Source organism: Antrihabitans stalactiti (assembly GCF_012932915.1).
Lineage (GTDB): Bacteria > Actinomycetota > Actinomycetes > Mycobacteriales > Mycobacteriaceae > Antrihabitans > Antrihabitans stalactiti.
Map to the genome: position 1 here is coordinate 1 of NZ_VCQU01000012.1, position 19,138 is coordinate 19,138.

At 63.4% G+C, this 19,138-nt stretch carries 25 protein-coding genes; 12 read left to right on the top strand and 13 right to left on the bottom strand.

Translation table 11 applies throughout. From position 1 onward, the window contains the following. Both FGL95_RS26860 and FGL95_RS26865 read left to right on the top strand, forming a co-directional pair. A partial coding sequence (locus tag FGL95_RS26860; protein ID WP_240963336.1) for a transposase occupies positions 1 to 851 on the top strand: 851 nt, incomplete at its 5' end. Between the two features lie 598 nt (positions 852 to 1,449). Next, positions 1,450 to 1,629: a BBE domain-containing protein gene (locus FGL95_RS26865; protein ID WP_169593182.1), complete on the top strand. Its 180-nt coding sequence runs from the start codon at positions 1,450 to 1,452 to the stop codon at positions 1,627 to 1,629. Positions 1,630 to 1,670: 41 nt separating this feature from the next. Here FGL95_RS26865 and FGL95_RS26870 read toward each other — a convergent pair whose 3' ends face one another. Beyond that, positions 1,671 to 2,117: an SRPBCC family protein gene (locus FGL95_RS26870; protein WP_169593183.1), complete on the bottom strand. Its 447-nt coding sequence runs from the start codon at positions 2,115 to 2,117 to the stop codon at positions 1,671 to 1,673. A 138-nt stretch (positions 2,118 to 2,255) separates the two neighbouring features. Here FGL95_RS26870 and FGL95_RS26875 point away from each other — a divergent pair, with 138 nt between their 5' ends. The 3 genes from FGL95_RS26875 to FGL95_RS26885 all read left to right on the top strand — a co-directional run bounded on the left by FGL95_RS26875 (position 2,256) and on the right by FGL95_RS26885 (position 4,045). Next, entirely contained in the window at positions 2,256 to 2,882 is a 627-nt protein-coding gene (locus FGL95_RS26875; protein WP_169593185.1) for a maleylpyruvate isomerase family mycothiol-dependent enzyme, read from the top strand. A gap of 251 nt (positions 2,883 to 3,133) precedes the next feature. Next, complete coding sequence (locus FGL95_RS26880; RefSeq protein WP_169593186.1) at positions 3,134 to 3,514, top strand: CD225/dispanin family protein; 381 nt, start codon at positions 3,134 to 3,136, stop codon at positions 3,512 to 3,514. A 255-nt stretch (positions 3,515 to 3,769) separates the two neighbouring features. Continuing rightward, positions 3,770 to 4,045: a hypothetical protein gene (locus FGL95_RS26885; protein WP_169593188.1), complete on the top strand. Its 276-nt coding sequence runs from the start codon at positions 3,770 to 3,772 to the stop codon at positions 4,043 to 4,045. Between the two features lie 233 nt (positions 4,046 to 4,278). On the opposite strand, the gene FGL95_RS26890 is transcribed toward FGL95_RS26885, so the two are convergent. The 3 genes from FGL95_RS26890 to FGL95_RS26900 form a co-directional block, all read right to left on the bottom strand. Continuing rightward, positions 4,279 to 4,986: a hypothetical protein gene (locus FGL95_RS26890; RefSeq protein WP_169593190.1), complete on the bottom strand. Its 708-nt coding sequence runs from the start codon at positions 4,984 to 4,986 to the stop codon at positions 4,279 to 4,281. 108 nt (positions 4,987 to 5,094) lie between these two features. Beyond that, the gene (locus tag FGL95_RS26895; protein ID WP_240963337.1) at positions 5,095 to 5,760 is read right to left on the bottom strand and encodes a DedA family protein; all 666 of its coding nucleotides are present in this window, start codon (positions 5,758 to 5,760) and stop codon (positions 5,095 to 5,097) included. A gap of 55 nt (positions 5,761 to 5,815) precedes the next feature. Beyond that, positions 5,816 to 6,781 (bottom strand): phosphatase PAP2 family protein, encoded by a 966-nt coding sequence (locus FGL95_RS26900; protein ID WP_169593191.1) that lies wholly within the window; start codon positions 6,779 to 6,781, stop codon positions 5,816 to 5,818. Between the two features lie 273 nt (positions 6,782 to 7,054). Here FGL95_RS26900 and FGL95_RS26905 point away from each other — a divergent pair, with 273 nt between their 5' ends. Then, positions 7,055 to 7,735 (top strand): response regulator transcription factor, encoded by a 681-nt coding sequence (locus tag FGL95_RS26905; protein WP_169593193.1) that lies wholly within the window; start codon positions 7,055 to 7,057, stop codon positions 7,733 to 7,735. On the opposite strand, the gene FGL95_RS26910 is transcribed toward FGL95_RS26905, so the two are convergent. Continuing rightward, a complete protein-coding gene (locus FGL95_RS26910; protein ID WP_169593194.1) occupies positions 7,736 to 9,115 on the bottom strand; it encodes a sensor histidine kinase in 1,380 nt (459 codons plus the stop codon). It abuts the gene before it with no gap. A gap of 185 nt (positions 9,116 to 9,300) precedes the next feature. Between FGL95_RS26910 and FGL95_RS26915 the strand changes: the two genes are divergently transcribed. Beyond that, the gene (locus FGL95_RS26915) at positions 9,301 to 9,567 is read left to right on the top strand and encodes a hypothetical protein (protein ID WP_240963349.1); all 267 of its coding nucleotides are present in this window, start codon (positions 9,301 to 9,303) and stop codon (positions 9,565 to 9,567) included. 125 nt (positions 9,568 to 9,692) lie between these two features. Further along, on the top strand, positions 9,693 to 10,934 hold the full coding sequence (locus FGL95_RS26920) for a COG4705 family protein (protein ID WP_169593198.1): 1,242 nt from the start codon (positions 9,693 to 9,695) through the stop codon (positions 10,932 to 10,934). Between the two features lie 272 nt (positions 10,935 to 11,206). Here the strand turns inward: FGL95_RS26920 and FGL95_RS32520 are convergent, their stop codons facing one another. Then, on the bottom strand, positions 11,207 to 11,386 hold the full coding sequence (locus FGL95_RS32520; RefSeq protein WP_240963338.1) for a hypothetical protein: 180 nt from the start codon (positions 11,384 to 11,386) through the stop codon (positions 11,207 to 11,209). Between the two features lie 473 nt (positions 11,387 to 11,859). Here FGL95_RS32520 and FGL95_RS26930 point away from each other — a divergent pair, with 473 nt between their 5' ends. Then, entirely contained in the window at positions 11,860 to 13,164 is a 1,305-nt protein-coding gene (locus FGL95_RS26930) for an alpha/beta hydrolase-fold protein (RefSeq protein ID WP_169593199.1), read from the top strand. A 21-nt stretch (positions 13,165 to 13,185) separates the two neighbouring features. On the opposite strand, the gene FGL95_RS26935 is transcribed toward FGL95_RS26930, so the two are convergent. Continuing rightward, positions 13,186 to 13,533: a hypothetical protein gene (locus tag FGL95_RS26935; RefSeq protein WP_169593496.1), complete on the bottom strand. Its 348-nt coding sequence runs from the start codon at positions 13,531 to 13,533 to the stop codon at positions 13,186 to 13,188. Further along, positions 13,509 to 13,790, bottom strand: coding sequence for a hypothetical protein (locus FGL95_RS26940; protein WP_169593201.1), 282 nt, complete (start codon positions 13,788 to 13,790; stop codon positions 13,509 to 13,511). Before FGL95_RS26940 ends, FGL95_RS26935 begins: the two co-directional genes overlap by 25 nt. Between FGL95_RS26940 and FGL95_RS26945 the strand changes: the two genes are divergently transcribed. From FGL95_RS26945 to FGL95_RS32080, 3 genes are all read left to right on the top strand, one after another. Then, a complete protein-coding gene (locus FGL95_RS26945; RefSeq protein ID WP_169593202.1) occupies positions 13,779 to 14,813 on the top strand; it encodes an alkaline phosphatase family protein in 1,035 nt (344 codons plus the stop codon). The genes FGL95_RS26940 and FGL95_RS26945 overlap by 12 nt on opposite strands. 85 nt (positions 14,814 to 14,898) lie before the next feature. After that, positions 14,899 to 15,075, top strand: coding sequence for an alkaline phosphatase family protein (locus FGL95_RS32780; RefSeq protein WP_206072365.1), 177 nt, complete (start codon positions 14,899 to 14,901; stop codon positions 15,073 to 15,075). Continuing rightward, a complete protein-coding gene (locus tag FGL95_RS32080; protein WP_277351826.1) occupies positions 15,003 to 15,407 on the top strand; it encodes an alkaline phosphatase family protein in 405 nt (134 codons plus the stop codon). The genes FGL95_RS32780 and FGL95_RS32080 overlap by 73 nt, the downstream gene beginning before the upstream one ends. A gap of 63 nt (positions 15,408 to 15,470) precedes the next feature. On the opposite strand, the gene FGL95_RS26955 is transcribed toward FGL95_RS32080, so the two are convergent. From FGL95_RS26955 to FGL95_RS32535, 5 genes are all read right to left on the bottom strand, one after another. Beyond that, positions 15,471 to 17,021, bottom strand: a complete 1,551-nt coding sequence (locus FGL95_RS26955) for a N,N-dimethylformamidase beta subunit family domain-containing protein (protein ID WP_206072367.1) — start codon at positions 17,019 to 17,021, stop codon at positions 15,471 to 15,473. Between the two features lie 159 nt (positions 17,022 to 17,180). Then, complete coding sequence (locus FGL95_RS26960) at positions 17,181 to 17,504, bottom strand: NHL repeat-containing protein (protein WP_169593204.1); 324 nt, start codon at positions 17,502 to 17,504, stop codon at positions 17,181 to 17,183. Between the two features lie 83 nt (positions 17,505 to 17,587). Next, positions 17,588 to 18,136, bottom strand: a complete 549-nt coding sequence (locus FGL95_RS32525) for a hypothetical protein (protein WP_240963339.1) — start codon at positions 18,134 to 18,136, stop codon at positions 17,588 to 17,590. Between the two features lie 77 nt (positions 18,137 to 18,213). Continuing rightward, the gene (locus tag FGL95_RS32530; RefSeq protein WP_240963340.1) at positions 18,214 to 18,660 is read right to left on the bottom strand and encodes a protein kinase domain-containing protein; all 447 of its coding nucleotides are present in this window, start codon (positions 18,658 to 18,660) and stop codon (positions 18,214 to 18,216) included. A 22-nt stretch (positions 18,661 to 18,682) separates the two neighbouring features. Continuing rightward, positions 18,683 to 18,868, bottom strand: a complete 186-nt coding sequence (locus FGL95_RS32535; RefSeq protein WP_240963341.1) for a protein kinase family protein — start codon at positions 18,866 to 18,868, stop codon at positions 18,683 to 18,685. Positions 18,869 to 19,138 lie beyond the last annotated feature (270 nt).

Sequence of the window (19,138 nt, forward strand, 5' to 3'; positions counted from 1 at the left end):
TTGCTGTTCCGAATTACCCGACCCTCATCGCGTGCTGTCACGCCGGTCGATCCCGGAGTTCCGATGTCCATGGATCCGGAGAACTCGTGTCCGTCGACCCGGAGTTCCAACTGACCGTTGACACAGAGCAGGAAGCAGCTCGCGACCTGGTTCGTGCGCGTGAAGACGTGCGGACAGATCTGATGTCAGCGCGACATCGTGTGTCGAAACTCCTTCTACGGCAAGGGCTCGTGTACTACGGCGGGAGGGCGTGGACCTGCGAGCACGAGCGATGGCTGCGGTCACATAAGTTCGCCAGCCCCGGGTTGCAGCTGGCCTACGACACCGCGTTCGACACCATGCTGGCGACAGTGGATCGTCGTGACCGGCTCGACACCGCGATCGCAGCGATGGCCGCAGACAGTACCTTCACGCCGGTGGTGACCAGGCTCGCGTGTCTGCGGGGAGTTTCCACATTGACCGCGTTCGGGTTGGCGGTAGAGATCGGCGACTGGCAGCGGCTGACCGGCCGCTCGATCGGCGCATACCTCGGACTCGTCCCGAGCGAAACATCCTCGGGCCAGTCACGATCGCAAGGCTCGATCACCAAGACAGGCAACGGTCACGTCCGGCGGTTGCTGATCGAGGCGGCTTGGCACCATTGTCCGCCCTACCGTCCCGGCGTCACGCTGCGCCGACGGTGGGATCTCGCCAGTCCGGCAGCGCGGGCCCGTGGACAGCACGGCAACCGGCGGCTGCATGCCCGCTGGCTCAGCTTCGACGAACGTCGCAAACGTGTCACCGTCGCAAACACTGCGATCGCTCGCGAACTGGCCGGCTGGTGCTGGTCGTTGGCCGTGCTCGAAGACTGAGCTCACATTGAACCCCCCATTCCGGGCCCGCTCGATCGTGGTCGGCGCTCCGCCGATGTCAAGGTCGGTTCTCCTCGCTGCGCTGCGGGGACTCCACCTTGACACCGGCAACTGCGCGACGACCAGAGCAGCAAGGACCGCGGAATGGGCAACAAGTGTCCGGCCGATCGGAGCGGTGATAACGGCAAGCGTCTGGGAGCGACCCGCGAGAAAACTATGAGAAATCCCAACTCCCCATTGGGATCACGCTCGAGCCTAGACTCAGCGACCCCAGCTCCAGCCGAAACAGTCCGCCCTGCTGGTACCCAACCCGCGCATATCAGACTGACAACGCGTCGACACGACACGCTCGTGATCACCCATGATCGACCGGTCCAAGGAGGCGACGCTCACGACGACGGTCGCGGGCGTCGCTTCTCCATGCCCTCTTGACAAATCCGACTACATATCAGACTTCGACGAGCTTCGACACCGGCCCTATTCAGCGCCGCTGAATTGGCCGCGAAACGACTCGAAAATTGACCGGAACACGGCGGAGAATGCGCCCGCGTTCGGCGGCGTGCGCACTCCGAGGTGGGTTCGAGGCTTCTGGAGCGCAATGTTGCCCTACGCGCCGAACTCGGGTCGTTGCGTCGACTTCATCGCCGACATCGGCGATGACGAACGGGTGCGAGCCTCCTACGGTCCCGCCGAGTACGACCGGCTCGCAGCGATCAAGGCCGTCTGGGATCCCGGAAACGTGTTCTGTCACAACGCCAACATTCGGCCCACGAGATAGACATGGTTCCCACCCTCGATCGAGATGACCGGGCTACCTGATCAGGCTTTCGCTTCGAGCGTGCGCTTCAGGCGCACAAGATCTTTGGTGTTGGCTCGCCGCATGGCGAGGACCATGACCGGCGCTGTCACCTTCGAAAAGCCTGACGGTTCACCGCGATTGCGTAGTTTCATCCTTGTGTTGCCGTCGGCGGTGTCGGACCAGGAGTAGGTCGTCTCCATGGGGAACGGTCCTTCGGCGGTGTGCATCACGAAGCGTTCGCTGGGCGTGAATTCGGTGACCTCATAGGTGTAGATGAGTCGTCGATTCAGGAACTTTGCGGTGAATGTCATCTTAGATCCGATCGTGACCGGTTTCGGTGTTTCCCATTGCACGGCTTCGATATTCGCGTACCAGGTTGTTGCGTTGTCTGGGTCTGCTGCATAGGACGCCACCTCGGTCCGGGGGCGATTGATGACGATCTCGGTCGTGACATCGACTGATGGCATTCTTAGCTCCTGGACTGAGCCTCGGTTATCGAGGTCTTTAGAACATTATCGAGTGTGCTTGCAGATCCGGTACCGATGACCCTATGGCGGACTAGGCTTTACACCTGGGGCGAGACAGACAGTGGGAATGAGGATGCAATGGCAGCACCGAGCCCGTGGCCAATCATTCACGCCGAGCGTGAGTCGCTGATCGCCGACGTGGAAGGCCTCACTGACGAACAATGGGCGACTGCGTCGCTGTGCGCTGAGTGGTCGGTCCGAGATGTCTTCGCGCATATGACAGCGACCGTGAAGATGACTCCGCCGAAATTCGTCGGGAAGTTCGCGCGATCAGGCTTCAATTTCGACGCGATGGCCGCCAAAGACATTGCTCGTGAAACGGCGGGCACACCCGCAGACGGGCTCGCCGAATTTCGTGCACATCTCACCGACAAAACACACCCACCTGGTCCGATCGACGCAATGCTGGGCGAAGCGATCATTCACAGCTCGGACATCCGCCTACCGCTCGGCATTTCTCATGACTTTCCGACGGACGCGGTCGTGCGTGTTGCGGACTTCTACAAGGGATCGAATCTGCTGATCGGTGCGAAGAACCGCATCAGTGGCCTCACTCTGAAGGCTACCGACGCAGACTGGTCCACCGGATCGGGACCCGAGGTGAGCGGTCCAATGTTGTCGCTGGCGCTCGCGATGACCGGTCGATCAGCCGCAGTCGCCGGACTAACCGGGGACGGCGTCGCAATTTTGCAGACACGAATGTAGTCGGTAGACGACATTGCCGACCACACCTCGGGTCTGAAACTGCGTGCTGCGCAGAGCCGCGCGGTCGGAGGGGTTGGTAGCTGTGTCGGATCTGACGCGCTGGGCGGGTCGGCTTTCTGCACCGTGAGGCCCCGGCTGGACGGCGCCGTGAGGTTCCGATTCTCACGTTCGCGAGCTGATGGTCGAGTCTCAGCGTCCTCTCAGTGCGGTCGCCCTACGGTGTGTGAAAGCGCCCTCCGAGGAGAACTGACATGACGACACCCTCTTCACCCACCAACCAACCACCGGACGAGCACAATCGACCCGTCGCCGCGGGTATCGAAAAGACCTCAGTGCAACCACCCAGCAACGCAGGCTGGGCAGTCGCGGCCGCGTTGTTCTTCTGGCCGCTATCGTTCTCAGCGTTCACACACGCTTTCAATGTCTATCCCTTGTGGGCGAGCGGCGACATCCAGGGCGCTCGTGAGGCGTCCGATCGTGTGCGGCGACTGGGCCAACTCTCGTTGTGGATTGCCGGTGCGCTGCTGCTGCTACTTCTCGTGGTCTACACGATCGTTGCCGTGATACTCATCGCGCAGGGTGACTTCGAGACCGGCCGCCACGGCATGGAACACGACGGTTTCGCGAGATAGATCACGCGGGTCGACCATCCATGCGGAAGTCGCGATCCGATCGGGGATCGTTGCCGAGTACGCGTGACCTTTCGCCGTCGGTTTGATCGCCGCCTCGGCACCTAACGCAGAAACCGAGTGGCCAAGCTGGCAATCTAGGTAGGAATCGTCGACGAGCCGGTCAGTGGCGGAGCGCGGGTGTCGAAAGGTGGATACATCAACCAGTGGGGACGTCGCCGTGTGAAGTGGCCCGGGGGGCGAAAGGATCGACCGCTGGTGAAGAACAATATTCGCGCGGCGGCCAGCGAATCGGATACCGCGCAGGCCGCTGAATTCTTGAGAGTGTTGACGCGGCATTTTGCCGACGCGTCTTTGGCGGTTGAATCTGCAGACCTGGCGGTCGAGGAGGCGAAGCTGTCCAAACGCGCGTCCCAGTTACGCCGCGCCGTGATCGCCTCGGAAAATCTCCATGCCGAGCGTGACGAACTGCAACGGCAGATCCGAGCAATTCTTCGGAGGTTCCCGTCGCTCAGCGCCCCTCGTGAGGTGTAGGGGGTGGCAACGAGCTTGTTTGGTGCGCCACTTCCGGTCGTCGTAGGACTCACAGGCCAGCTCGCGGCGCAATTGCGACCGCAAAGCCGGGTAGCGCGGATGACGGTCGAGTGCGCGGACGTCGCGGCGGCCGACTGGGGTCCGGAGGGAGGTGGGCGCGCACAGCTTGGCCGCCCGCCTTCAGCTCGGGGAGTTGGGTGATCGGCATCCTCGGTTGACGGCAACAACTGTGGTCAGTTGATCATCGTGCGGGCTGATGTGTCGATCGCAGCACTGCTGATGTGTGACAGTTCCCGGATGGTGGCTTCGAGCGCGAGCGCGCAGGCCCAGAGCACCCCTCGCGACCCATGCCGGCTGATCAAACTGTCGCGCGAGCGCAGTGCGCGCCCCCTCCCAGCGAGGGCAACGATGTCGGTGGTGGCCTGCGCACATAAGGTGAGCGTGGCGGGGATGACGGCGCGCGTGGGCAGGTCGGCCGAGTCCAGCCATTGATCGAGCAGAGCCAGCGCGATCGCGATGCACGAATACGTGCTCGGCGTGCGATCGTCGAGTGAGTAGGCGGCGAGGCCGGCCAGATCGTCGGCTGCGAGGGTGGTGTCGGCGTTAGCGACCGCATCGACCATGCTCCGCAGGACCGCGGCGGCTTGCTCGCGCGCGGAGCCGCGGAGCAGCACGATGTTCTCGTTGTGACGGGGCGCCGCCCTGGAGACCGGGCGCTGCGACGTCGGCGCAGACTCATCGACGTCGATGCCACGCTCGGCAAGAATTGGTGCAATCTCGCGCAAAAGATCGTGTGCTGCCAGCGCGGGAAAGCCACTGACGACCGACGTAGCGGGTCGGTGTGCTTTCCGCTTTCGGCTTTCGTGCACGTCGTTCGTCCCTTTCGCGACGGTCGCTCCGGCACGTGGTTTCGTGCGCCACAGCCGACGTTCGGTGAGCATCGCACCAGACCGCTGTGAGAACGCTGAGAGCCCTCCCGAATGCCGTGCAGCAAGCTGGACGCTCGGGAGCGCGCTGTTGCCATCGAGCCCGAGAGTGTCCTTGCGCAGCTAGACGCTGGTCGATTCGGTGGGAATGCTGGGTTCAGCGGTTCCTTGACCTCTTCGGAGCGCTGCGCGGGTGTAGGTGACGATCAGTGGCGCGACGGACAGGAATACGACCGCCATCAGGATGAGTTCGACATGGGTGCGGACGAACTCGATGCCGCCCAACCAGCAGCCGAGGATCGGCACGATCATTCCCCAAGCGACTCCGCCGACCATGTTGTAGAGGGTGAATTCGCGGTAGCGCATTCCGGCTGCGCCTGCCATGACCGGGACCAGCGTGCGGATCACCGGTACGAACCGAGCCAAGATGACGGTGCGTGGACCGTACTTGTCGAAGTACGCGTGGGCGCGTGCTAGTTGTTCGGGGCCAACCCTTTTGGCGGTCGGGCGGTCGAAAATTGTGGGGCCGGCAGTGCGACCGATGATGTAGCCGCATTGGTCGCCGAGGATCGCCGCGAGCGGCACGGTCAGCAGCAGTACCCACAAGGGAACGAAGGAATTCGGTTGCGCGACGAGCACGCCGGCGGTGAATAGTAATGAGTCGCCGGGAAGGAAAAAGCCGAGGAGCAAGCCAGATTCGACGAACACGGTTGCGAGTATTCCGATCAACCCGAACGTCGACACCAAGGTGTCCGGATTGAGTACGCCAGTGCTCATCGCTGTGGTCAAGTTGTTCCTCTTCGTGGGGCAGAGTGGGCTGTGCCAGTGCCGGTTTGCGTCCTGGTCACGGACTTGGCGATGGTCGCGCCAGTCTTTCTGGTCGGCGCTGTGTAGCCGCTGAGAAGGTGTCGGGTGTCACCGAGCCGTGGCGAGCCGAGGAGTTGCGAACTGTGTGCCGTGTCAATGGGGTTGGGTGTCCGGTGACTGTGTCCTCACGGTCGCGGTCGGGATGTAAGCGAATTGCCGTGACGACGAGCGCGGTCGCAAGAACGGCTGTGGTTCCGAGCAGGGCGCCGGCCAGTACGTCGGTCAGCCAGTGAACGCCCAGGTACAGGCGGGTGAGCATCACGGCGGCCACCACTGCGACGGCGGCGAATATGGCAAAGAATTTCCGTGCGGTGCGGCGTGTGTGCGTGCCTGCTGCCGGGTCCATCCAGACGACGAGCAGCACTGCGCCTGCGAGCGCTGTCGTCGCGGTGACATGCCCCGATGGAAACGAGAAGTCGGTCTCGGTCATCAGGTGGGCGGACACGGGTGGCCGCTCTCGGCGAACGACGAGCTTGACGAGCGTGCTGGCCGCCGCTGCCAACGCGACGGGGGACAGCACCAACATGGCAGGACCGATCGCCCGGCGCTGCCAGCCGATACCTGCGGCAAGAACCGTGGCGATCAGCACGACGCCCCCAGGACCGCCGACGGTGGTGACCGCGACGGCGAGGGTGGTCCACACCACTGAGCGGTGTGCGAGGAACCAATCCAGCGTCGCGGTGTCGGCGCCGGTCAACCAGCCCGACCGTGCGACCTGGACGGCGAGCACGACGAATACGGCGATCAATGCTGCAATACGCACACACGACCAACCGAGGATCGCTGCCACGTTCAACTCGGAGCGCGCACGTCGCTGCGCGAATATCGAGAACACGACCACCGCCGAGGCGACCATAATGGTCCAGACAGCGATTTCTGCTGTCGTCACCTCGGTGACGATTTCGGTGATCAGAGTCTCGACGACTCCACGGGGTCCGTTCATCACACCAGTGTCTGGAATGGGCGCTGTGGAAACCCTGAGAGCGCCGCGGAACGGCCGAGGCCCACCACGAACAACGGTGTGATACACCCGTCTCTCAGCATTCTTTCAACGACGTCGGCTCAATGTGGGTGTCCGAACCGGTCCGCGAGAGTCAGGACAAACGTCCTCTTGGATCCGCGCAACGAAGGTGGACCCTTGCTCAACGCCATCCCTGAGCTCTCGACCTTTGCCACAGATTCCGAGACCGCCGATGGCACGGAACGAGGAGGACGCATGCGAATTCTGCTGGTCGAGGATGAGACCAGACTCGCCGAGACGATCCGCCGTGGCCTGGTTGCCGAAGGTTTCGTCGTCGATGTCGAACACAACGGCATCGACGGGCTGACCGCAGCGACGACGGGCGAGTACGACGTCGCTGTCCTCGACATCATGCTGCCCGGGATGAGTGGCTATCAGATTCTTCGGGAGCTGCGCGCTCGGGAGGTGTGGCTGCCGGTGTTGATGTTGTCGGCGAAGGACGGTGAATACGACTTGGCCGACGCTTTCGACCTCGGTGCCGACGACTATCTGATCAAGCCCTTCTCGTTCGTCGTGCTCGTCGCACGTCTTCGCGCACTGATGCGCCGCGGTGCGCCCCGTCGTCCGACGGTCCTCACCGCAGGCGATCTGTCGCTCGATCCCGCCCGCCGGCGTGTGGCGCGAGGTGATGTGGTCCTGACTCTCACTCCTCGCGAATACGGTGTCCTGGAATTCCTGCTGCGCAACAAAGGTGACGTGGTCACGAAGGCAGAAATCCTTCGATCGGTGTGGGACACCAACTACGACGGCGACGAAAACATTGTCGAGGTCTATGTCGGATATCTCCGTCGCAAGATCGACGCGCCGTTCGGCATGACGTCGGTGGAGACGGTCCGTGGTGTCGGCTACCGGCTCGTCGCGGAGCCCGCGTCCTAGCTAATCCTGTTGTCCGAGTGGCACAGTGACCGAAAAGATGGTTCCACCTCGGGGCGCATCGGCTATCGCGACCGTTCCGCCGTGCACCCGCACGATCTGCTCGACGATCGACAGCCCGAGACCGGCGCCGCCGGACGCCCGTGCCCGTGCGGTATCGAGTCTGACGAATCGTTGGAAAACCCGGTCTCGTTCGTGACGGGGTATCCCGGGTCCGTCGTCGCGCACCTTGATCACGGCCTGATCGTTGTCGGGATGACACGAGAGGGTCACTGTCGAGCTGGCATGGCGGGCAGCATTGTCGACCAGGTTTCGAATCACGCGACTCAGCGCCGCTGGGTCGCAGACGACGCGGCACGGCTCGACATGGACGACGGTCTGCACTGATCCGATGCGTCGCAGTCGGCCGGCCTCGGCGAGCAACAGATCGTCGAGATCGACATCGACACGTTGCCTTTCCACCGCATTTTCATCCGAACGCGCCAACAACAGGAGGTCCTCGATGAGTTGATTCATCCGCCTCGCCTCCGGCAACAGCGACTCGTCGATCAACTCCTTGTCGATCAGATCGGGCCGACCGGCTGCAATTTCGAGTGCGGTCGTAATTGTCGCGAGCGGGCTGCGCAGCTCATGGCTGGCGTCGCTGATGAAACGTTGCTGTGCGGCTTGGCCGGTCTCGAGCCGGCCGAGCATCTCGTTCATCGTGGTCGCAAGGTGGGCGATTTCGTCCCGCGCGTCGGGAACCGGCACTCGCTCGGCGAGGTCGGTACTCGAGATCGCTGCCACCCGCCCCCGGATGTTCTCGACCGGCCGCAGTGCAGCACCGACCAGTCGATAGGTACTGACCACCACGACCGCTATCAATATCGGCGCGCCGGTCGCCAGCAGTACTGCGACTCTGCTGACCACTGATTCGACCGGTTCTCGATCGGCGCCGACCAAGATCGTCACAGTGCCGCCGACGACAGCGGTCGCCCGGCCCGACACCCAATAGTCGAACGCGCCCTCGGGCCCTTCGACCCTGCCGAAATCGGTCAGCTGCCCGTCGGTCATCGACGTCTTCACCAGCGGCTGCGCAGGTGCACCGTTGGATGCTGCAACCACTGCACCGCTCGCGTCGACTATCTGGACTGCGCCGATCTGGCTGTCGGTGGCCAACAACGAGCGGTCGAGCTCGGTGGGTGAATCGGTCTCGAGCTGTACACAGATCTGGTCCGCGCGCGACGCTGCAGCATCTTGGGCAGTCGTTTCCAGCGAGCGGTAGAGCACCAGCAAGAGCAGCCCGCTAGCGATCGCAAAGCTCACGCTCACCACCAGGGCGGCGGCGACAGCTGACTTGGCTCGCACACTCCAGCGCATCGGGTTCAACGATTCGACGATCATCACTCTCCGTTGGCTGTGCGACGGCGTGACTTGCACTCTGCCATTGCGACGCTGTGCAGCGGCTGAACGTCCCGTTGCACCGGCGCGTTCTCAGCGCCCTTCAGCGTGGTCACAGCGTTGGATGCGCATTGTCGAGCTACAGCCCTTCCCGGCTGGATTTTCAGAGAACGGAAATTGACCCAGTGATGAACCGTAGAAACAAGATTATTGCCGCAGTGTGTGCAGCCCTTGCAGCCGGCGCAATCGGTGGTGGGATCGCCGTCGCCAACGCAAATCCGCCCTCACGGCCGCCGACTCCCTCAGCGGTGGATACGCCGGAACCGGGTGATACACCCGATGTCCCGGGTGCTGTCGTCACGCCGGAGCCGGGTGACACCGCCGACGTTCCCGGCGCGGTCGATAAACCCGAACCCGGCGATAAGCCGGACGCCGGAGCCGGACAGCACAACTGACGTTCTCGGCGGCTCCTGTTGGAATGCGTCGGTGAGCGTGACGGTGTCTCTTGGGTAGCTGCTGTTACGGGGCCGTTATAAACGTTCAGCGTTGGTTCAGCACCACGTCGATACGTTCTGGCCTTGTGACCGAAACAACGAGATCCGACGCCGTCGACACTCCCCGCGTGCTGCTGAGCAAGGTTCCAGAGATCACGATCTGGTTCTGGATCATCAAGATTCTCTGCACCACCGTCGGCGAAAGCTTCGCCGACTGGATCAACATGACTTTGGGGCTCGGTCTCAACGCGACGGCCCTGATCTTCACGGTCGTGTTCGCCGCGGTCCTGGGCTGGCAGTTGCGTGTCGACCGGTACGTGCCGTTCGTCTACTGGCTCACGGTCGTTGTCGTCAGCGTGACCGGCACGCTCTACACCGACATCCTCACTGATGATCTCGGCGTTCCGCTGGATGTCAGCACTGGCGTGTTCGCCGCCATACTGGCGGGTGTCTTCGGCATCTGGTTCGCCCGTGAACGAACGCTCTCGATCCACAGCATCGTCACGCTACCCAGAGAGTTGTTCTACTGGCTCGCAATCCTTGTCACCTTCGCGTTGGGGACGGCCGCCGGCGACTGGACCCTCGAACTCACCGGCTGGGGCCCCGGCACATCGGTGCTGCTGCCAGCGGGTCTGATTGTCGCCGTCGTGATCGGCTGGCGACTGCGAGCGAACGCTGTTCTCTCCTTCTGGCTTGCCTATATTCTGACCCGACCGCTCGGCGCGAATCTCGGCGACTTTCTTGCCTTACCGTCTGTTGATCGCGGCCTCGGCTTGGGCACCGCGCTGACCAGTGTCATCTTCCTCAGCGCGATCCTGGCTACGGTCGTCTACCTCACGCGTACTCGCCGCGACGTCATCGAAGGGGTCGAACCCACCGACGCGCCGTCGGGCCGCGAACGAATCATGCTCGCCTACTACGCAGTAGTCGCGGTCGCGACTGCGGCTCTGCTCATCTGGGCCAACGCACAGCCGCACGAACAGGCGGCGAGCGAGGAGGAGTCCGGTTCATCGTCGATGACGGAGACGCTCCCACCCGGTCGTGCCGCGGCAAGTTTCCCGCCCGCAGAGATTTCAACATTCCGAACCATCGCAGCCGACACACTCACCAAGGTGCACGGAGGCAACCAATCTGCGGCGACCGCGCGGATCAAGGATCTCGAAACCGCATGGGACGACGACGAAGCCACCCTCCGGCCGATGGACAAGGCCGGCTGGGCGGTACTCGACGGTCGGATCGACGAAGTCCTCAAGGCAATCCGCGCAAGCAACCCCGATCCCGCGACCGAGACCCAAGCGCTCACCGACCTGCTCACCGAGCTGAAGTAGTTCCACGCACGGAGGCGGGGTTGTGCAGGCCTGGACCCCAAAAACCGTTGTGTCAGTACCACTAGCGAACGACTTTCCAGCGGGCGGGCCGCCAGCCGCGTTCTGCGCGAGCTCGGATGGCGCGGCTCTACACGGAACGTCTCGCCGTTGACATGAGCCGCTCGTGTACCAAATCGAACCGGGCGAGAACGAAATTTATTGATGCGGCGGGCGATCGGCGCGCGGCAAGTCAGCTGATCCCGGAGACGACGCTAGAAGCGGCTAGTGCAGGGTCAGCTAGCTCTATAGATGGGCGTCGTGCCGTCGCGTCTGGCAAGGCCGGCAACGCCCGCCGCGACCCACGGGGCCACGACAGCGACGGCCTTGATCGCGCCGGCTCGTCCGACCAGGTGGGCACTTCCGATCCCGACCAGCAGGTCGCCGGAGTCACTCGCCACCCGGCCGTCGCCCACCGGCGGAACTCCTCGCGCCGGCCCCGCGCCCAGGCAAATACGCACCGCCGCCGAAGGACGAGGGCGCCTGCCCTGATCGTGCGCATCAGCAAAGCGTTTGTACCGTTTCGAGCATCCTCACATGGCAACACGACTGTCGGCGCTGCGATCAGCAGCACGCCGACGCCGATCCGTGCGGACGCCAGCAGCAGTGGAAGGTCGACGCGCTCTCATGAGTCGGACTGCTTGCCGAGGGGAGGTGGCTGATTTCCATCAGAGCCGCATGGACGAGTCGCGCGTGAAATCCCTTGGAAGTCTTGATCGGCGTCACCTCACTGACCATATCGCCGTTGCATCCCTCATGGACGGACGTCCGGATGTGACCGCCTACGATGAGTCGGGTGTGAGGTCGGCACGAATGTAGCTGCCTAGTCTGAAGTTGGCGATCGCCATGGGGATCTAGCCGACGCGTGGAGGTGGGGCGGTTGGGGCGGGTGACCGAGTGGTCGCTGCTGGATGGCCCGCTGCCATGGCTGATCACGGTGGCGGGTGTTGGTGGGGGTCTGTGGCTTGTGTGCGTGCGCCGACGATGGTTTGTGCGGCGCGCGGTGCCGACGGCGATTGTGGTCGCGGTGGTGGTGACCGGGATTGTGCGGGTTGTGGTCGAGCGATGGTGGCGGCCGTTCCCGGATTCGGTGCCGATGGCGATTTGTGCGTACTTCGCTTGTGGTGTCTGCGCAGTGGTGTTGGTCGTGCCGCGGATAGTCGCTTCCGCCGGGGTGGCGGGGCGGGTGATATCGGGGGTAGCGGGAGTTGGGGTGCTCTTGGCGTTGACCCTTCAGGCGAACGTGTTCTTTGCGCAGTATCCGACGATCGGGGACCTGTTGGAGTTGGCGCCCGCGAACGAGATCCCGTTTGCCGATGTTCCCGGTCCGACGACCGTGGTGACGGGCGTCCCGTTGGAGCCGGTGTGGCGGACGGTCCCCACCGCGGCGACGGTGGGCGCGACGCCGGGACGGGTGGTCGCCGACCTCCCCATTCCCGGTGCGAGGTCGGGGTTCCCGGCGCGGTCGGCGCAGTTGTATTTGCCGCCAGCCTATTTCGCGTCCCCCCGCCCGTTGCTGCCAGTTCTGATTTTGCTTCCCGGGCAGCCGGGTTCGCCGTCGGACTGGTTTCACGGCGGTAGATTGACGGCCACGATGGACGCGTTCGCGGCGGCGCATGCGGGGTTGGCGCCCGTCGTCGTTGTCGCCGACGAGAACGGCGGTTCCTTCGACAATCCGGTGTGTCTGGATTCGCGCCTCGGTAATGCGGCAACGTATCTGGCGGTCGACGTGCCCGACTGGGTCCGCACGCATCTGCAGGTCGACCCGACGCCCACGTCGTGGGCGATCGCTGGCATCTCCTCGGGCGGTACGTGCGCGTTGCAGATGGCGACCAATTATCCCCAGGTCTATCCGACGTTCTTCGACATGTCGGGAGATTTGGAGCCGACGTTGGGAGATCGGAGTCAGACGGTGGATGCGGCGTTTGGTGGCGACGACGCCGCGTTCACCCGGGTCAACCCCGTGGATTTGATGCGCGTGCGCAGCTATCCGGAATCGAACGGTCTGTTCGTGACCGGCGTAGAAGACTCCGACGGGCTCGCCGCACAACGTTCGGTCTGCGGTGCGGCGACCGAGGCGGAGATGCGAACGAGGTGCGTCGAGGTTTCCGGCGGCCATGACTGGTCGGTGTGGTCGTCCGCGCTGAGTGACGAAATGGATTGGCTGGCAACGCGGTTGGGGCTCATCCCGTGACGAGCCCGCCATCGGGGGCTGTCAACGGTCAGCGGACCGCGGCATTGCGGCAGCGGAGAGGGCGTCGGAGATTTTCTGATGACCCGCATGGTTGGGATGGTCACCGTCGTCGGCGAGCAATTCGGTGGGATCATCGGTTTCGGCGGTCCGTTTGAACGCGCGTAGTAGGTCCACGTAGGTGGCGTCATGCGCGGCCACCACTTCCTCGGTGACACCGTCGACTCGGCGGGTGAGTTCGGCGCTATCGGCCTCGCAACGTGGTCCGTACTGTTGCAGCGCGACGTCACCGTCGGGGAACACATTCCAGTACCCAGTGACGAGAACAGTTGCTGGACGACCGTCGTCTAACTGGGTGAGCCGCTGCAGAATTGCGGTGAGGTTGCCGCGAAGCCCGTCGAATTCGGGGTCGACATCGGTGTGTGCCGGTCTTCGTTCTGTCCGCCGTCGAGATAGGTATCGAGCAGGGGTGCGAAGTCGTTGGCACCGATCGTGACGGTGACGACATCATCGCTCACGGCGGCGGCATCCCCGCCATCGGCGCCGAGGGATTCCAGCAGGTCTGTTTTTGTTGCTCGTTCATCGCGTCGTCCGCGGATCCAATGCAGCATGAAGCCATGAACGGTCACGCGCCAGCCCCTTCGGAGCGCTTCCGCCCACACGTGTTCCGGACCCTGTCCGTCGGGGCGGCGGTGCTTGCCTTGGCGGTGTCGACGTGCACGAAATCAGCTGAGCCTGAGGGTGATTCGTCGGCAGACACGGCAACGCCGATCCGCGCAGTGGTCTGTTCCAGGACAATGTGGTCGTTCGACCATTACTTCGGCACCTACCCTGCGGCGATCAACAGCGACGGGCCGCGATTCACCACGAAGCCGGACACACCGCTGGTCGACGGACTCACACCGGACCTGTTGGCCCACAACCCGAATCAGGCGCAACCGATGCGCCTCGGTGGTAACGATCAACAGGTCGTGTGCGACCAAGACCACAAGTACCTCGACGAGGAGAAGGCGTTTCACGGCGGTGCGATGGATCAATTCGTCGAACACACCGAGGTCGCGACCCGCACACCGCCGACGTTCAGCCGCCCCGGCATGGTGATGGACTATTACGACGGCAACTCGGTGATCGCGCTGTGGAACTACGCCCACTACTCGATGAGCGACAATTCCTACAACGCGACGTTCGGACCGTCGACACCCGGCGCACTGAACCTGGTCTCCGGCCAAACCCATGGTGTGACAAAAGAATTCCTGCAGGACGGTAGGGTGTTCACTACCGGTGAGGTGCTCGAGGGCGCGGGCAAGGGTCGAGGCACCGTCATCGGCGATCCGCAGCCCTTCGGCGATGAGTGCTCGACCCGTGATCAGGTCCAGCTCAGCAGCGCCGGCAAGAACATCGGCGATCTTCTCAAGGTGAAGGGTGTCACCTGGGGATTCTTTCAGGGTGGATTCAAACCGACCGAACGCAAGCCGGACGGTCCCGCGGTGTGCGGCGCCGCGCACGACGTCGGAACTGGCCTCGGGGGTACCGGCAAAAAGGGGGCTCTGCCGTTCGGTACAAAGGATGACTACATTCCCATCACGAGCCTTTCCAGTACTACGCGTCGACGGCGAATCCAAAACACCTGCCGCCCAGCGCAGTTGAGATGATCGGTCGAACAGACGAGGCGAATCACCAATTTGATCTGGCCGACTTCTGGGCCGCAGCCGATGCCGGTCATCTCCCCGCGGCTATTTGAAGGCACCGGCGTACCAGGACGGACACGCCGCCTACTCTGATCCGCTTGACGAACAGCAATATCTTGTCGAGACCATTAACCGGTTGCCGCGGCTGCCCGACTGGAAGGACACCGCGATCGTCATCGCCTACGGCGACTCCGACGCTGGTACGACCACAAGGCCCCGCCGTTGATCTCGACGTCCGCCTCGTCCGAAGACGCGTTGAGCGGCCCGCGGGTATGCGGCGATACTGCAACGCAACCTGCGAAGTATCAGGGACGCTGCGGGTTTGGGCCGCGTCTGCTATTGCTGGTGATCTCGCCGTACGCCAAACCGAACTTCGTCGACCACACGGTGACCGACCATGTGTCGATCCTGCGGTTCATCGAGGACAACTGGACGACCGGTCGCATCGGCGATGATTCGTTCGACGATCGCTCAGGCACCCTCGACGGGATGTTCGACTTCGCCGCCCCGACGCAGGGTGGCTTGAAGCTTGATCCACGCACCGGCAACCCGGTGTGACTGTCCTCGTCGCCGTGCGGCGATGACTCGCTGATCTGCCCTTGACACCGAGCGCTTGAACCATCAGTTGGGGACAAGCGCGTCGGGCTGATAAGGCGATGCGGTGGATGTGGCGCCGGGGATGTTGAGTTTGGCGAGGTTGTCGATGGCGGGGTGTGCGGTGCCTGCCGGTCCGGCGGCGTAGGCGTCGAGCAGGCGGGCGGTGATCGCGGTGATCGCGTTGCGGGTCGTATCGCCGGCAGTGTTGGCCCTTTCGCACCGTGGGTCGAGTCCACAGATCCAGTATTCGGTTCCGGCAGCGAACACGGCGGCGCCTCTGGGTGTCGTGTAGTAGCTGACATCGGCGTAACCGGGGTTGCCGTTGCAGGTCAGAGGGGAATGGAACAGCACCTGAATGGGTCGTGGGGTCGGGACGGCGAGGTCGACCTGGTTGTATTCGTTGCCCACCATGCGGGGTAGGTGTTGCCCGTCGGACAGGATTCCCTGCAGCAGCCAGTTGGTGGTGTCGGCGGCGACGAGGTCGGCGTCGACGGGGTTGCATTTGTAGTAGTTGCCCAGCAGCGCGCTTTCCGGGTGTGGGTTGGGTGGGGAGCGCCATTCCTGGGTCGCTAGTGCAGGGTTGGTTTTGCTGAGCGGGTCTTCGTTGAAGGATTTGTAATCGATTTCGAGTCGGTTCGGACCGAGCGTGGTGGAGTCGAAACGCATGTGCCGGTAGCCTTCGTTGCCGCCGAGGAAGGCGAGGTTGACACCGCGGTCGCGTGCTTTGACGAGGTTGTTGCGCATGTTCGCCGACCAGTACTCGTCGTGGGCGAGGGTGATGACGGCGCTAGCGCCGTCGAGCAGGTGCGGATCGGCGTCGAGGTCGGCGTCGGTGGCGTATCCGATCTGGTGGCCGGACCGTTCGGCGAACAGCACCATGGGTAGTTCGAAGTAGAGGAAGTCGCCTGCGCCTTGCATGGTGTCGGCCTGGTAGGGGCGGTCGAAACTGACTGCGCGCGAACGCAATGCCTTCTTGCCACTGGGACTGTCGTAGAGGCTGTATCCGCCCCACCGGTTGTAGGCCTGCCAGGTGGTGACGGCGTTGACGATGACGATTCGTCCCTCGTTGGACGGTGTCCGCACGGTGAGTGGCACGAATTGTTGGGATCCGTTGTCGCCGTCGAGACGGAACAGGTAGTCGCCGGCGGCCCACCCGGTGGTGTCGACGGTCAGCGCGGGATCCCATGGAGCGATGACCGTGCTGGTCGGTTTTTGCACCGTGAAGTTGGGTTGCACGCGGCCGTTGTGAGGGTCCGATTTCCAGATTTGGACGGCGTCGGAGCCGGTGTAGTTGCCCATTCGGAAAGCGGTCACGGTGAAGTTGTGCGCGGTGGTGGAGACAAATAGGCGGACCGGTTCGTCGGGTTTCACGCTGATGCGGTCGGCAAATCCTTCGATCGAATGTTCGGGTCCGGGGTGAGTGATCTGCCAACCTGGGGTGCCCGGCGCGGCTGCAGCGGGGGAGGATGTCGGTTGGGGACTGGTCGGGTCGGGTGAGGCCGATTCGCATGACGCAGCGAGAGCCAGAATCGCGACGGCGGCCGCCAATGCGCGGCGTTGGACCAGGCTCGACACCCCCGATATTGTGCACCGTTGCCCAGACGCCGCGCGGGGGATTGCGTGGTTGGCAGGGGGTGCGGACCGGCGCCTGACCAGGGTCAGACGTGACGACGAGATCCAGTTCTTTCGACTCGGCGACATCTTCGACGCGCACTTTCGAACGACGCGAGAGCGTCAGTCGAAAGCCTGCGGCTCCTGAGGCCCCTCGGCACCTGTCAGGTATAGCGCGCAGTGCGTGACAGGTGCCGAGAATTGGCGACGTAACTGCGTCCTTAGATGATCGATGCGGGTTCTTCCGCAGCGGCTCGCTCGCAAAACCAGCACGTGGTCGCTGTCGCTGTCGGCGACATACACATCTCCGGAAATGTCGACCGCCACTCCTAATGAATTTTCAAGGCCGGTGAATGGCAACTTGACTGCGGTGTTTGATCCAGCGGGCAGCTTCAGAACTCGGTTGTGGCCACTGTCGGTGGCATAGACGTTCCCAGTGGTGTTCACAGCCACCCACCGTCGGTTGGTGCAGGCCCGTGAATGGGAGAACGATCGAAGTATCGGACCCCGCTGGCAGCATTAGCACGGAATCAGAAAGACCTGTGACGTAGACGTCGCCGTTCGCGTTCACCGCGATACCGGTCGATGCGTAAAGATGGCCGAAGCGGAGCACTATCTGCGAGTCGGATCCAGCCCGCAGTCTCACGACCCGAGACTTCTCTTCGTCCACGACATAGACGTCTCCGGCGAGGTTCACCGCTAACCCCACCGTCTTGCCGTTGCCCCCGGTGCGAGGGCAGCACCTCTTCGATGGGGGCGGCGGCCTGCGGAGGGTTCTCGATCGGGGCGACCTCGTCGTTGAGGGCCAGCTTCCAATATGCGAGACCGCCGACCACCACTGCGGCGATACCCACCAATGCGGGGACCGAAATAGACCACCGCGTCCGACTTTGCTTTGCTGGAGGGTTGATGAGCGGCGGATAGATGTAGGGGTCGCCTGCTACCACAGTAGCGGGGACAACTTGGCCGGCAATGAGCGTCGTATGCATGTTGATGTCGGGGGCGGCGACCTGGATCGCGCGATTGTGCGGTTCGGCCGGGACGATGGCGGCGGATTCGGGCCGGCGGGGGTCGGTCAACGGTGGACCTCCGCCGGAGGGTGCGCCATGGCCGGATCCGCCCGCGCCGCACCGTCGCCGATCTGGGTAGGTGCCGCCTATGGGTTGGCGTTGACGGGGGTCGGACTGGTCGGGGCGGTGGATCCGTCAGGTGCGCGGCGACCTGCTGTTTGATGCCGGTTCCCGCGAATGGTTGTGGCCCCCGTCAAACATTCGCGGAGTACGCATGCCAGCGAGTAGACGCCACATCGGGTGTCGGCCACTCCGGTCTGGAATCGATCCGGTGCCATGTACGCGAATGTGCCGACGGCGGTGCCAGTGCTTGTCAGGCTGGTCTCACCGGTGGCGCGTGCGATGCCGAAGTCGATCAAGTACACGAAATCGTGTGCCGCGACGAGCATGTTGGAGGATTTGATGTCGCGGTGAACCAGACCTTGGACGTGTGCGGCATCGAGCGCGCGGGCGATCTGTTCGATGATCGACGCGGCGCGCTGGGGGGCCATCGAGCCACGTTGCGACAGCACGGCGTTGACGTCGGTGCTCAATGAGTCGCATCGTGAGGAACCATCAACCGCCGATCTCGCCGTATTCGAAAATTGGTACGACGTGCGGCTCATTCAGGCCTGCAGCGAGATGGGCTTCACGTTGGAACCGTTCGCGGAACATCGGATCTGTGCCCAAGTCCTCGGGTAGGACCTTCAGCGCGACAGTCGGTTTGAGCACATTGTCGTAGGTGTTGTATAGCCGCCCCATCCCACCCTGCCCGGGGCAGTTCCTGCAGGCGGTAACGCCCGAAGGGCGTCCAGTCAGCTGTCCCTTCCACGGGTGTCATCTCCATCGGGATTTGTCGGTCACTCTAAGTAGCCCAATTTGGCCACACCTCATCGTTTCGGACAATTCGCCAGGCGGCTCTATTCGTCGGCAGACATGAGCCCGTCCCCGCCGGTTCGATTGCGCGGGCCAGTGGCCGCCCGGCCGAACCAGGAGGGCGTCGCCGGCGGTGTGCCCGTAGCTCTTGTGTGG